At 48.9% G+C, this 14,246-nt stretch carries 12 protein-coding genes; 2 read left to right on the top strand and 10 right to left on the bottom strand.

What is annotated here, in order from left to right; genetic code table 11:
- Positions 1-27 precede the first annotated feature (27 nt).
- The 4 genes from dnaK to hemW form a co-directional block, all read right to left on the bottom strand.
- The gene (gene dnaK / locus HP398_RS10385; RefSeq protein ID WP_017247716.1) at positions 28-1,854 is read right to left on the bottom strand and encodes a molecular chaperone DnaK; all 1,827 of its coding nucleotides are present in this window, start codon (positions 1,852-1,854) and stop codon (positions 28-30) included.
- Positions 1,855-1,906: 52 nt separating this feature from the next.
- On the bottom strand, positions 1,907-2,449 hold the full coding sequence (grpE, locus tag HP398_RS10380; protein ID WP_173622517.1) for a nucleotide exchange factor GrpE: 543 nt from the start codon (positions 2,447-2,449) through the stop codon (positions 1,907-1,909).
- A gap of 58 nt (positions 2,450-2,507) precedes the next feature.
- Positions 2,508-3,533 (bottom strand): heat-inducible transcriptional repressor HrcA, encoded by a 1,026-nt coding sequence (hrcA, locus tag HP398_RS10375; protein ID WP_017247715.1) that lies wholly within the window; start codon positions 3,531-3,533, stop codon positions 2,508-2,510.
- A 153-nt stretch (positions 3,534-3,686) separates the two neighbouring features.
- Entirely contained in the window at positions 3,687-4,829 is a 1,143-nt protein-coding gene (hemW, locus tag HP398_RS10370) for a radical SAM family heme chaperone HemW (protein WP_017247714.1), read from the bottom strand.
- A 392-nt stretch (positions 4,830-5,221) separates the two neighbouring features.
- Between hemW and ycaC the strand changes: the two genes are divergently transcribed.
- The gene (gene ycaC, locus HP398_RS10365; RefSeq protein ID WP_173622516.1) at positions 5,222-5,854 is read left to right on the top strand and encodes an isochorismate family cysteine hydrolase YcaC; all 633 of its coding nucleotides are present in this window, start codon (positions 5,222-5,224) and stop codon (positions 5,852-5,854) included.
- A 157-nt stretch (positions 5,855-6,011) separates the two neighbouring features.
- Here the strand turns inward: ycaC and HP398_RS31175 are convergent, their stop codons facing one another.
- Positions 6,012-6,143: a hypothetical protein gene (locus HP398_RS31175; RefSeq protein WP_256436338.1), complete on the bottom strand. Its 132-nt coding sequence runs from the start codon at positions 6,141-6,143 to the stop codon at positions 6,012-6,014.
- A 271-nt stretch (positions 6,144-6,414) separates the two neighbouring features.
- A complete protein-coding gene (lepA, locus tag HP398_RS10355; RefSeq protein WP_017247703.1) occupies positions 6,415-8,232 on the bottom strand; it encodes a translation elongation factor 4 in 1,818 nt (605 codons plus the stop codon).
- A gap of 303 nt (positions 8,233-8,535) precedes the next feature.
- Between lepA and HP398_RS10350 the strand changes: the two genes are divergently transcribed.
- Complete coding sequence (locus HP398_RS10350) at positions 8,536-9,414, top strand: GNAT family N-acetyltransferase (protein ID WP_173622515.1); 879 nt, start codon at positions 8,536-8,538, stop codon at positions 9,412-9,414.
- A 54-nt stretch (positions 9,415-9,468) separates the two neighbouring features.
- On the opposite strand, the gene HP398_RS10345 is transcribed toward HP398_RS10350, so the two are convergent.
- Genes HP398_RS10345 through HP398_RS10330 form a run of 4 tightly spaced genes read right to left on the bottom strand, consistent with a single transcriptional unit; the run spans position 9,469 to position 14,241 of the window.
- Positions 9,469-10,473 carry a hypothetical protein gene (locus HP398_RS10345; RefSeq protein WP_173622514.1) on the bottom strand — a complete coding sequence of 335 codons (1,005 nt, stop codon included), beginning with the start codon at positions 10,471-10,473 and terminating at the stop codon, positions 9,469-9,471.
- Positions 10,443-10,991, bottom strand: coding sequence for a sigma-70 family RNA polymerase sigma factor (locus HP398_RS10340; RefSeq protein ID WP_026042989.1), 549 nt, complete (start codon positions 10,989-10,991; stop codon positions 10,443-10,445). The genes HP398_RS10345 and HP398_RS10340 overlap by 31 nt, the downstream gene beginning before the upstream one ends.
- A 55-nt stretch (positions 10,992-11,046) precedes the next feature.
- Complete coding sequence (locus HP398_RS10335) at positions 11,047-12,060, bottom strand: methyltransferase domain-containing protein (RefSeq protein ID WP_017247699.1); 1,014 nt, start codon at positions 12,058-12,060, stop codon at positions 11,047-11,049.
- A 6-nt stretch (positions 12,061-12,066) separates the two neighbouring features.
- Positions 12,067-14,241, bottom strand: coding sequence for a CocE/NonD family hydrolase (locus HP398_RS10330; RefSeq protein ID WP_173622513.1), 2,175 nt, complete (start codon positions 14,239-14,241; stop codon positions 12,067-12,069).
- Positions 14,242-14,246: the final 5 nt, after the last annotated feature.

Genomic DNA, 14,246 nt, shown 5'->3' with positions numbered 1-14,246 from the left:
AATCTCTCCCCTCACAGTTCCAGCGTGTTACTTTTTATCGTCTACCACTTCGTAGTCAGCATCAACAACATTGTCTTTCTTCGGCTCTTGACCTTCAGCGCCGCCTTGTGCTGCTTGCGCTTGAGCAGCCTGCTCGTAGAGCTTCACAGAAATTTGTTGGATGATCTCGGACAGTTCATCTTTCGCTGTCTTGATCTCTTCGATGTTGCCGCCTTCCAGAGCAGCTTTCACTTTATCTTTTGCAGCGTTAGCGCGGTCGATTTCAGCTTGATCGATCTTGCCTTCTACTTCTTTCAGTGTTTTCTCAGTCGTGAATACAAGCTGATCAGCTTCGTTGCGAACTTCCACTTGCTCTTTGCGTTGTTTGTCCGCTTCTGCATTCAACTCGGCATCTTTTACCATGCGATCGATATCATCGTCGGACAGACCGGAGTTGGAAGTAATCGTGATACGTTGCTCTTTTCCTGTACCCAGGTCTTTTGCACGTACATTTACGATACCGTTCGCGTCAATATCGAAGGAAACTTCGATTTGCGGGATGCCGCGTGGCGCTGGCGGGATATCAGACAGGTTGAAGCGACCGAGAGATTTATTGTCGTTCGCCATTTGACGCTCCCCTTGGAGAACGTGGATTTCTACAGATGTTTGGTTGTCAGCAGCTGTAGAGAACACTTGGGATTTGCTTGTTGGGATCGTCGTGTTACGATCGATCAACTTGGTGAATACGCCACCCAATGTTTCGATACCGAGGGACAGTGGAGTTACGTCGAGAAGAACGACGTCTTTCACGTCACCAGTCAGTACGCCCGCTTGAACAGCCGCTCCCAGTGCTACTACTTCGTCTGGGTTTACACCTTTATGTGGTTCTTTTCCTGTAAATTTCTTGATTGCTTCTTGTACCGCTGGGATACGAGTAGAACCACCAACCAGGATAACGCGATCCAGTTCGCTTGGAGTCAGACCAGCATCTTTTAGCGCTTGACGAGTTGGGCCCATCGTACGCTCTACCAAATCAGCGGAGATCTCTTCGAATTTTGCGCGAGTCAGGTTCATCTCCAAGTGTTTTGGACCTGTTGCATCTGCTGTAATGAACGGCAGAGAAATAGTCGTAGTCAGAACACCGGACAGGTCTTTCTTCGCTTTTTCAGCAGCGTCTTTCAAACGTTGTTGTGCCATACGATCCTTGGACAAGTCGATGCCATGTTCTTTTTTGAATTCGCTCACCAGGTAGTTCATCACTACATCGTCGAAGTCATCTCCACCCAGCTTGTTATCACCGGAGGTCGCTTTTACTTCGAAGAAGCCGTCGGACAATTCGAGAATGGATACGTCAAAGGTACCGCCACCCAAGTCGAATACGAGAACGGTTTGATCTTCTGTTTTCTCCATACCGTATGCAAGTGCAGCTGCGGTTGGTTCGTTCACGATACGCAGTACTTCCAAGCCAGCAATTTTACCAGCATCTTTTGTTGCTTGGCGTTGGCTGTCATTGAAGTATGCAGGAACCGTAATCACTGCCTGCGTCACAGGTTGACCAAGGTAGCTTTCCGCGTCTGCTTTCAGCTTTTGCAGAATCATAGCAGAAATCTGCTCAGGGGAGTATGCATTACCTTCAAGCGTTTCTTTATGAGCAGTACCCATGTGGCGCTTGATGGAGATTACGGTATTGTCTGGATTCGTGATAGCTTGGCGTTTTGCCGCTTCCCCAACGATGCGCTCGCCGTTTTTGAATGCTACTACGGATGGTGTAGTGCGGTTACCTTCCGCATTGGCAATAACGACAGGCTCTCCGCCTTCCATTACTGCTACACAAGAGTTGGTTGTTCCCAAGTCAATTCCGATTACGCGACTCATACAAAATGTCCTCCTAACACTATGCTTCTAGTGAATTTACGTTTTTTTGAGATTACTCGTTCACTTGAACCATCGCCGGACGAACGACGCGGTCTTTGAACATATATCCTTTTTGCAGCTCGGCTACCACAACACCTGATTCAAACTCAGGGTCTTGTGTTTGCATAACCGCCTGGTGGATGTGAGGGTCAAATGGTTTTCCTTGAGCCTCGATTGCGGCCAAGCCTTCTTTATCGAAAACTTGGACCATCTGACGATATACCATATTTACGCCCTCCAAGAGGGAGTCTACCGTCATGGAATCCTTGTCAGCGGCAAGTGCTCGCTCGAAGTTATCGAGAACTGGCAGAAGCTCTTCCACGATTTTAAGAGAAGCGTATTTAGCCAGATCTTCCTGCTCTTTGCGAACACGGCGGCGAAGGTTATCCATATCGGCCATGGCGCGCAGCATGCGGTTTTGGTGATCCTCAGCCTGAGCCTTCCAGTGAGCAGCCTCTTGCTCCAAGTTCATCTCTGTTACTTCCGCTTGGTCTACATCCTTTGCTACTTGTTCTTCTTCGAGAATCGGGTCTTGCGCTACTTTTTCCTCGCTCAACTTCACTACCTCCTGACGGCCTTTCCCAGTCAAAAGACTGCTTAGCCATTCACTCCATTTATTTCTCAAACTGCGAAGTCAGCATGCGCGATAGGCCTTCCGCTAAATGGTTGAGCACCGTAATGACCTTGCCGTATTCCATTCGCGTCGGACCAAGTATCCCCACCATTCCTACCGGCTTGCCTCCAAGCGAATAAGAAGTGGTAATAATACTGCATTGCTTAATCGCGTCTAGCTGGTTTTCCTGTCCGATGCGTACCGTTAAACCATCACCCTGCATGCCGATCACATTCAGCAATTGATCGTGCTGCTCCAATAGCTCCAGAATATCCTTGACTTTATCCACGTCTCGGAATTCCGGCTGGTTCAAGATCTTGGTCGCACCGCGTAAGTATACTCGTTCTTCTTCTTGTGTCAGCGAGTTGTTGAGGAGCTGAAGAATTTCTTCATACTGTTCCGTATGACGTTGCATTTCACCGGAAATCTCTTGATAAAGACGTTGCCGAAGCTGCCATAACGGCACGTCGGTCAGCTTTGCATTCAACAGATTGACGAGTCTCTCGATTTCCCCGGCACCAATGCCTTCTGGAAGATCGATCAGCTTGTTCTCCACTCGTCCGGTATGGGTCACCACAATCGCGACAGCCTGTGCAGCATTGAGAGGAACGATTTGAATATGTTTTAACCGATGCTCAAAAATCTCTGGACCCAAGACAATCGCCGTGTAGTTTGTCAGCTGAGAGAGAATTTGGGCAGTGTACTCTACCACTTGTTCTGAGTGGAGAATACGTTCGGCAAACAACTGTTTTAGTTTACCCAACTCAGTTTCCTCCAAAAGATGAGGCTGAATCAAGTTATCGACGTAGAAGCGGTATCCTTTTGTAGAAGGAACGCGTCCCGCCGATGTGTGGGGCTGTTCTAGGTATCCCAGCTCTTCCAAGTCAGACATCTCGTTGCGTATCGTTGCCGAAGAGAATCCGATGTCCTCCCGTTTGGAAATGGTTCGGGAACCAACAGGTTCGGCAGAATGAATGTAATTATCGACAATCGCGTTTAAAATCATTTGTTGACGGTCTGATAACATGGATGTCGCTCGCCTCCTGTTGGATTGTTAGCACTCATGCTTATCGAGTGCTAAATCTATATACTAAGGTATCAATAGTAGAAGGATTTGTCAACGAACTTGAGCGAGTTCTCCAGACAAAAAATCTCATTTTTCGCGAGTTTTGCTTTATCCTTAACGGAGAAAGCGCGCAAATACCTCATTTCCGAGCGGAAGCCCCTGTTTCGTCAGCTTCAAAAACCCGTCCTGTTCTTCCAGCATTCCTTTGGCTACCTCCTCTTCTATTATTGTCCCAAAAACATCATGAACAGTTGCACCAAAACGGGATGCAAACGCCGAAAGGTCAACTCCTTCTCTCAACCTCAGCCCCAAAATCATCTGTTCCTCCATGGCATCCTCGCGCGGCACCTCGAATTGTTCAACACGCGGCAGCCCTTCCTTGCACTTCTGCATGTAAATCGCAAGCGGGCCAGCATTCACGTGTCGATGGCCGCACACATAGCCGTGGGCACCTGCACCCACCCCATAATATTCACGATTGAGCCAATAGGTTTTATTATGTTTGCTCTCGAAGCCCGGTTTTGCAAAATTGCTGATTTCATACTGCGTGTACCCGTGACGCTCCATCTCTTCTATTAATACCATGTACATCTCAAGCTCTGTCTCTTCCGATGGCAACGGCAGCTGATCCTTCTGGTAGAGCGTGTGGAACAACGTGTTCTCCTCCACCTTGAGACTGTACGCGGAGAAATGGGTGGTACCTAGCCCAAACGCCTTGTCCAACGTCTGGCGGAAAATGTCTAGTGTCTGATCCGGCAATCCAAACATCAGGTCGATGCTAAAGTTGTCGAAGCCTACTTTTTTCGCATTATCGATACTGCGGTATACGGCTTCCTGGTCATGGATTCGTCCCAATCGTTTTAAGAGCGCGTCGTCAAAGGACTGCACACCAAAACTCAGACGATTGACACCCAGCTCTCGCATGATCCGCAGCTTTTCCATGTCTGTCGTTCCCGGATTCGCTTCCATCGAAAACTCGATATCATCCGCCCAGTACTTGCCCAATTGCTTTTGTACGATTTCCAAAAACGCGCGCATTTGGGCATGATCGAGAAACGTAGGCGTCCCTCCGCCGACAAAAATCGTTTTCACCTGCTCGATCGGTTGCTGGCTAAAGGTAAGCTCCATCTCGCTTTTCAATGCGTCTAAATAATCCCAAATGAGCTGCGGATTGTTCGTCACAAATGAGTTGAAGTCACAGTAGTAGCATTTATTTGTACAAAAGGGAATGTGAATGTAAACCGATTGTGGCATCATGTCCCTTTCCCTCCTTTTATAATTGAGTTGTTCAAAAGACAACTTTTTGACAACCTCTTTAATGGAAAAGACCTGACACAAGGTCAGGCCTACTTCTTATCATCCATGCGTAAAACAGCCATATACGCCTTTGATTGACCTCGTTATTTTATTGTAACACAGTAAATGAGAGAATCGACTGCAAACATTGATACAACAAGCATTTGTAACAGCTTGATTATCATAGTGTATTTTTCAATATCGAGTCAAACATGACTTTTATACTCCTAAAAGTAGTCGTTATTCAGTGGAGAGATTTACGTAAAAAGCCGGTTGTTCAAATTCGTGAATGAAACGTTTCATTTCGAATAGACATGTTAGAGTTGTTACTTGTTTTTGAGGAGGATTATGAAATGACTGATCTCTATTCCCGTATTTCTCAAAATGATGCTGCTGTTCTTCTGATTGATCATCAAACCGGCCTTATTTCTGGACTTGTACGTGATTACGGGGTTGATGAATTCAAGAACAATGTCATGGCTCTAGCTAAGACCGCGAAATTTTTCAATTTGCCTGTCATTCTTACCACAAGCTTCGAGAGTGGTCCAAACGGTCCATTAATCAGGGAACTTGTCGAACTCTTTCCAGAAGCTCCCAAGATTGCTCGTCCAGGACAGATCAATGCGTGGGATAATGAGGATTTTGTAAAAGCAATCCAGGCAACCGGCAAGAAGCAACTTATCATTGCCGGTGTGGTTACCGATGTCTGCGTAAGTTTCCCTGCACTTTCCGCTCTTCATGCGGGGTATGAAGCATTCGTTGTCACCGACGCTTCTGGCACTTTCAGCAAACAGGTAGCGGAGGCCTCGTTAAGGCGAATGGCACACGCTGGCGTGCAACTCATGAACTGGTTTAGTGTAGCGTGCGAGTTACAACGGGATTGGCGCAACGACGTCGAAGGTTTTGGTGCTTTACTAGCCAGTAACCTTCCCGGCTATCAACATGTAATCGAAAGTTATCGAGCGCAGAACGAACTTGTCAAATAGAACCCACTTGGGGTACCTCCATATTGTTGGCGGTACCCCTTACTATTACTTGCTTCCCTAATCATTTGAATAATGTCTCCTCCATTACTCGATACTACAAACAAGTAAAGGAGGTAGTTCTGATTGTCACCAACCAATAACGATTCCCAAGCAAAATCTAATTGTCCACCAGATTGTAACTTACCAAATCCCGAATTTCCGCCATCGAGTGAAGTCCCACATCCACCAACTCCTTGGCCACCACACAGCCTCGATCCCCATCCCCCAACTCCTGTACCACTCCCCCCAATTAATCCACACCCACCAGCGATACCACCTGTAACCAATCATCCCCAACCACCACATCCTTGGTGACCACTCGATCCTCCCCAGGGTCGAGTGGTCACCAGAACGGAATCTGCCAAAAAGAAAGACGACAGAAGCAGATTTGTAAATTCTGCGTATGTCGTCGCATTCTACATCCCATTTCATGCCGTTAACCTTCGGGTAAATTATGTATGAAGGTAAATAAATCCCCCACCATTTCGCCAATTTGGTGGCTGTACGGTGGGGGGAGAGTGCTACTTCTTATCATCCATGCGCAATACAGCCATAAACGCCTCTTGTGGTACCTCTACGGAACCGACAGACTTCATGCGCTTCTTTCCTTCTTTTTGCTTTTCGAGCAACTTGCGCTTACGTGAGATGTCCCCGCCGTAACATTTGGCAAGAACGTTTTTACGCAACGCACTGATCGTTTCACGAGCGACAACCTTGTGTCCGATCGTCGCTTGAATCGGCACCTCGAATTGCTGGCGAGGAATCAATTCCTTCAGCTTTTCGCAGATGACCTTACCGCGAGCATAGGCTGTATCTTTGTGTACGATAAACGACAGAGCATCCACCACTTCGCTGTTGAGGAGAATATCCATTTTCACCAGCTTGGAAGCTTTGTAGCCACCCAGTTCGTAGTCAAAGGATGCATATCCTTTTGTTCCCGACTTCAGCATGTCAAAGAAATCGTAGACGATCTCGGACAATGGCATGTCGTACTTCAGCTGCACGCGATTCTCACCTAAGTACTGCATGTCAAGAAACTCACCGCGCTTACCTTGGCACAGCTGCATAACATCGCCGACGTATTCTTTTGGCACCATGACCGTCGCAGTAACGTAAGGCTCCTCGACCATTTCGATCTTTTGCGCTTCCGGCATTTTAGACGGGTTGTCGATTTCGAATACTTCGCCGTTCGTTTTGGTAATGCGATAAATAACGCTCGGCGCGGTAGTAATCAAGTTAATGTTGAATTCCCGTTCGATCCGCTCCTGGATGATCTCCATGTGCAGAAGTCCCAAGAAACCACAACGGAAACCAAAGCCAAGTGCTTGGGAAGTCTCCGGTTCAAACTGCAGAGACGCATCGTTGAGCTGGAGCTTTTCCAACGCATCACGCAGATCGTTGTACTCGTTTGTTTCGATTGGGTACAGACCGCAGAATACCATCGGGTTAATCTTGCGATAGCCAGGTAGCGGTTCAGGTGCAGGGCGATTCGCATCTGTAATGGTATCCCCCACACTGGTGTCTCCCACCGTTTTAATGGAAGCTGCTACGTAACCTACGTCTCCAACCGTTAACTCTTCAACTTGTGTTTGGCGTGGTGTAGAGGTACCGATTTCTGTTACCTCAAACGACTTGCCTGTTGCCATCATCTTGATTTTCATACCCTTTTTCAAGGTCCCGTTGATGACACGGATAGAGGCAATAACGCCACGATACGCATCAAAATAGGAGTCGAAAATCAAAGCTTGCAGAGGTGCATCTGGATCTCCCTCTGGAGCCGGTACTTTTTGCACAACCGCTTCCAGCACTTCTTTAATCCCGATACCTGCTTTGGCAGATGTCAGAACCGCATCACTGGCATCCAGACCAATTACGTCTTCAACCTCTTGCTTCACGCGCTCAGGCTCTGCGCTCGGCAGGTCAATTTTGTTGATAACCGGAATGATCTCCAGGTCGCTGTCCAACGCCAAATAGACGTTTGCCAATGTCTGGGCTTCGATCCCTTGTGCCGCATCCACGACGAGAATAGCCCCTTCACAAGCAGCCAAACTGCGGGATACTTCATACGTAAAGTCGACGTGTCCAGGGGTGTCAATCAGGTGGAGAATGTATTCCTCACCGTCATCTGCTTTATAGTTCAAACGCACGGCATTGAGCTTAATCGTAATCCCGCGCTCTTTTTCCAGCTCCATCGTGTCAAGAAACTGGGCTTCCATCTCACGTGCAGTCAAAGCACCGGTCAGCTCCAAAATACGGTCTGCCAGCGTCGACTTTCCATGGTCAATGTGGGCGATGATGGAAAAATTTCGTATCCTTTTTTGTCTTTCACGACGATCCATGTGTTGTTCGTTCCCTCCCACGCGAATCCATTCAAACGTTCAGATTGCGCCTCACAAAAAATACACTAACAGTAATTATAACAAACCGATGATATAAAGAGCAACCAAAGAGAATCGGGCATTTGCCTCCTTTTTCTCGTATCCAAACTTTTCCTGTGCTAAAGTGGTAAATAGCATGGAGTGATCCGCTGCATGAGCATGGAGCTGCGAAGCGCCTGGCCGCTACACGTTCAAAAGTTGCGGAAGCATTTAACGATTCCTTAGGCGATACCGCCGCCGTGAACACAACGAAAGAAACGGAGAATGATCAAAGTGAACAGCGTTGACTCTTGCTTGCATTGCTTGACGATAGCAGATATTCCCGGTCTCATTGCCTTATCTGATTCCGTAGGCTGGGATTACGACGAACCTGAAATTCACACAATTCTGTCTATCGGCACCGTATTCGGTCACAAAGACGCGAGTGGCACCCTACTTTCATGTGCGGCTATCATCCCGTACGATGACAAGCTTGCCAGCATCGGTATGGTGATCGTCCATCCCTCGTCACAAGGCAAAGGATTTGGCCGCCAGCTCATGCAGGCGTGCATGACGTCTGTTTCTACCGATACAACGATCATGCTCATTGCAACTCCAGAAGGAGAGCCATTGTACAAAAATCTCAGGTTCCAGACAGTAGATCGTATTCGAAAGTTCATAGCTGAACGCTTTGTGCCTGAAGCACCTCTGCAAAACGAAGCCAGTGACGAATTCGAAATGGTACCTATGGAGTTGGACGATTTCTCGAGTGTGGTTGAATTGGACAAAGCAGCACTGGGTAGCAGACGCACTCATTTTCTCGAGACACGCATGAGACAAGCCACTACCTGTCTGGTAGTCAAAAATCGCTCCAGCAAAATCATCGGGTATGGCTTCGCCGTCCAAGGCCCAGTCAACCTTATCGCGGGACCGATCGTCGCAGAAAATGCCTTCATGGCTGAACACATCCTGTACAAGCTGACACAAAATCATACTGGACGTGTGCGGATAGACGTACCAGATGAGCAAACAGCATTTCACACTTATTTGGAGCAAAACGGCTTCATACAGGTTTCTCATCCCCCAGTGATGGTTGCGAATACTGATAGCCTGCCACGCCGGGCTGGGACGTATTGGGCGATAGGTGCTCAAATATACGGATAAACATGAACAGCGAAAAACGGACCTTCTTTTAGGCAAAGGTCCGTTTTGTCATTCTTACTTTGTTTTTGATCGATTGTGAACTTGCTCTAGCACTTTAGGTGGAAACAGTTTTTGCAGACTGCCCTGGTAGTTGCTGCCGTCTTCGGGCATTTGGAAGTCAGTCACCCGATAATCATTTCCATTGTATACGATTTGAAAGGCCATCGGTGCACTGAGCGCAGAAGAATTGCTACCCGTTATTTTCACCCAAGCGTATACCGTTCGCTTCGCAGCATCTGGCGCTTCCACACCGAGGAGCTCGACGTTAATCTCGCGATGTTTTCCCAGCCACACCAGCTCATCACTTTCCGTCTCCAAATACTGCTGAATGATAGGTCCAACCAATTGACGGTTCGCAGGTGCTATCCCTTTTTTCACCTCGACAAAAACTTGTCCGAGATGTTTGCCTCCTGCTCTTACTTCTAGCTTCCATTTTCCCGGTTCAGGTAACACGATCCCTGATGGAAAATGACCATCCGCATCGTATAACGGGTCCATAGCCTCGTAGCTACCCAATGACAGACGGGTCCCATCGGTGTTGTAAGCAGCGATCTCTACTTTTTGTGCATAGTCCCCATTCAACAGCCATATCACGCGCTGCGTCTGCCCTTCGTAGAAACCGTCCTGATCTGTCATGATGCGGACAGGATTTTCTCCCAAATAAGAAAAGGACTGATTGTCGTAAGTGGAAGACAAAGAAGGCGACAACTTCCACAAATCCGCTTCGACGATTTGGCCCCCTGGCAACAAGGAGGGTACTTGTGCCTCTTGTTGTGAAGGTCTCTCCTCATGCTGTGCAGATTGTCTCTCCTCCTGAATGGGGTGCCCGAACCACAATAGCAAGCCCATCGTCAGAACAACGCCGGACAAGGCTAGCTTCCTCCAGCCAGTCATCCACCCAGTTCTGTGCCTCACCCTCTGCCGCACTCGCTCTTCCATCGATGCAGTGAACTGTACATCACAAAAAATGGTCTGATCTGCCCGTTCCTTTAAGTCCGTGAGCCATCGGTTTTCGTCCATTCCCAGTCCCTCCCCTCTCCCATACTCTGCCGTAGCTGCTGTCTGGCCCTATGCAACCGAGTTCTGACTGTTCCTTCCGTTACTCCTAGCACCTCAGCCACCTCTCCGATGGATAAATCCGCATAGTAATGAAGGGCAATCACTTGGCGATAGAGCGGAGGAAGCTGCAACACTTCCGCTACGAGCTGGTCCCTCTCGGCTTGATCGAGCACAAGACTTTCTGTAGAAAGCTCCCCATCCTGTCTAATCCACGAGCGGGGAAGGATATGGCGAAACGACCAAGAACGCAAATAACCTTTGCATTCATTAACCGCGATTCGATACAACCACGTGTGCACACTGCTCTCCTGCCGAAAGCAGGGAAGATGCCGATACACCTTAACGAATACATCTTGGGTAATATCCTCTGCCAAACTACGATCTTTGACCAGAAAAGTGACGAGTCGAAGCACGCGGGTCCCATATTCCCTCATGATTTGTTCAAACGCAGCAGCAGTCGTTGGCTGCAATTTTTTCAAGGGCGTGACCTCCTTCACTCGCATTCACTGGTTAGATGCAGCAGCAGACGTTTTGTTACAAAGTGGAGGAAGATATTTTTTTCGCCAAAATCGTCCAGCGAGTAGCTCCACCCGGTGTCCCTACAGATTCAGCGAATGGATACCCTCCATGCTGCCAACGATCCATATCATAACCCTCGTCCGCTTGACTCGGATCGAAGTCTTGCTTGTGGAATACATTCTCTTTGCTATAAGTGACGTGAAAGCCTGATCCTTCCAATAACAGTTCAAGCTCTGTAGGCAAAAGCAGTGCCATCTCGCGCTCTACACGATACCTCGGCTGCTCGATCTGATCAAGAAAAGTCTCATAAGTAAGCGTGTAGCGGAACTTTTGATCCAAGAGTGAGGTTTCCCCCTCCACCTTTTGATACACCATTCGGTCCGGGAAAACGAATTTGCGTTGCATCGTTGTCCATTGATTTTTTACTGGCGGCAAGAGTAAGTCAATTGCCACTGTTCCGTCCTCCGTTATGTAATCGAGGATGACCGAAAGCAATTGACGTTGTTTGTCTCTACAGGTGGCCTGCTGAAAAATCCCTTCTGGAAGAAGCACATGCGTAAATTTCCGTTCAAGCTCCAGCCCCCACATATTTTGTTCGACCAGCTCCAGCAGATCTTCTTTCCCTTTTAACATGCGCCGTTTCTTTTTTGCAGCCATCTCTAGCATATCCGGGCTCCAATCTATCCCGCAGACTGACAAGCCATTCCGTGCCAGTTCAATGGCAATTCTCCCTGTTCCAACCCCCAGCTCCAGTACGGAGACTGGTGATTGCTCCGCTTCCCGCACCAACCAGTTTCGATAAAAAGCGATGCTAGCCTTCCCCGCAAACTGATCGTAATACGTAGCTTCTACGTTCGTGTACTTCGTTTCAGGAAGCGGCAAGTGCCGACCTTCCTCGTCCATCCCACAGTCGGTACACACAGAACCTGCTAAATGAGGAAAAGGCACCCCGGGCGGGACGCCATTTTTCGTATCACCTAACCACTCGTCGTAACGGAACTTGCATATTCTACAACTGTAAACTGTCATATTGCTTTAGATACCTCCTGAAGATTGCTTACTTCCCCCAGAACGCAAGAGAGGGAGCTTGATATGGCTCGGATACCGGCTGTCATGGTAGACACGTTGCACGGCGATGAGAGTCTCCGTTTCCGTTGCCAGATCATTGCCTGTATTCGGGTTGGGGAACGAGAAGTTCTCAGCGCCAGAAGTAACCGAGACGCGAATGCGGTGACCTTTTCGGAAAACATTGGCGATCTTGGTCATGCGAATTTCATAGCACTCGATTTGTCCGGGAACAAGTAGCTCAGGCTCTTGGAATGAGTGACGGTAGCGTGCGCAAATAATCCCGTCTGATAGACGAATCGAATTGCCTTCCTCATCTACATCACACAGCCGGACCAGCCAATCTGTATCACGCGCTGAGCTGGATGCATAGATAACAGCCGAGATTTCTCCCGCGATAACGACTTCCTCTTCCAATGGCTCTGATGTGTAGACAAGGACATCTGCCCGCTCTTCCACATCCCGATAGTTTTCCGGAACGCTGTTTTCATTCTCGGACAAATCCAGCAGATACGGTGCTGCGTCTAGCGGATTATAGCTGTATGTATCCACCGCCTGTTCACCTGGGATAGACAGAGTCAGTGTTCCATCTCCGCCACTCGTATTGGCGTTTCCCCCACTGCTCAGATACAGATTCGTCAGCGTCGTCTCCGCTGGCGGCCAAGTCTGCGAAGTCTTCCATTCGTTTTCTCCCACCATGTAGTACTCAACACGAGGCTCTTGATCGACGCCATTTTCCACTCCTTTTAAATAACGGTCAAACCAGCGGAGCTGTGTCACATCCAGATCGTAGCGGATTGCGTTGTTTCCAAAGGGCACATGATGGATTTCTCGCGTCGTATTCGCCTTGTGATACCACGGCCCCAAGATGAGTCTGGCGTGCTCTGGCACATTTCGCGAGATAACCTCCCACGATTCGCTCGTCCCCATCCCGTTGTCGTCATACCAGCCTGATACGAGAAGTGCAGGCACCTTTACCTGATCCGCATGCCGTTTCCAGTCTGACATAGCCCAGAACTCGTCTCCGTCCGGATGTTCCATCCACTTTGTCCAAAACGGGATTTCTTTCCCCAGCACTTTTTGCGGGATTTCCTTGATCGGGCGCACCTTGATGACCTCACTCCAGTCATCCCGAGAAAGAGCCGCGACATTTCGACGCTTCTCTGCCATCATGAAAATCCATGACAGACCACCAAGAATCGTTCCCCCTTTGCGTGGGATGTCCACGTAAGGTGTCCCAACTGTCACGTAGCTGAAAATCGCCTTCAGATGTGGATTTCCGCTTGCGGCCGCAGCCCACTGCACATGGCCCACATAGGAACCGCCGAGCATCCCGATGTTGCCATCCGACCACTCCTGACTCGCGATCCAGTTGAGGCTGTCGTCTCCATCATTGCGCTCGTGAACGAGTGGAATCCACTCTCCCTCGGAATCTTCACGCCCGCGCGTATCCTGAACAACCAGCGCATATCCGCGAGCTACAAAGGGTAAACGGCGAAAAATGCCATCCATTCGTCCATAGGGAGTGCGCATGAAAATCGTTGGAACTCGCTGTCCTTCCGTCAAACCTGCGGGCAGCCAAACCTCGGTCGCCAGACGAATGCCATCTCTCATCTCTACATCATGCCTACCCAAATGATGTACACCGTAGTTAACTTCGGACAACTGAGGGTCCTGCCACATCGTGAGCGGCGTCAAATCCTCCCACCCTGTTTTAGCCAATACAGCGCTATCGCCACGACCTGTCAGCACAAAAGCGATGACTTCGTTCTCACAAATGATCAAGTCAATTGGCTGCGCTGCTTCGCGCACCGCCCATATCCACGCTTGCTTTTGCCCTGCAGGACCTGTACCTTCGATGGACAGGTGACGTTGGTAGTGCCCTCCACTTTCCGGAAACACGACTTGATCGCTCTCCCAGTCGATTTGCTCCCATTCCGGTAGCTTTTGTGCCAGGGTGAGGAGAGGCAATTCGTAGACTGCTTCCCCTTCAGCCAGTTTGGCAAACAGACCGTCCGTCGCTCTGCTCGTATCCCATCCTGTACTCCGATGTCGAACTTCCCCATCCTCAAAGCGTATATCAGCTACCTTGATGCCGGATTGATAATAGCCAAAAGAAGCTCGTTTATGCCCAGTCTGTGCCATCCGCC

This window comes from Brevibacillus sp. HB1.4B, from assembly GCF_013284285.1.
Classification (GTDB): Bacteria; Bacillota; Bacilli; order Brevibacillales; family Brevibacillaceae; genus Brevibacillus; species Brevibacillus porteri.
Note: the sequence above shows the minus strand (reverse complement) of the source record. Positions and strands in the feature narration are given on the sequence as shown.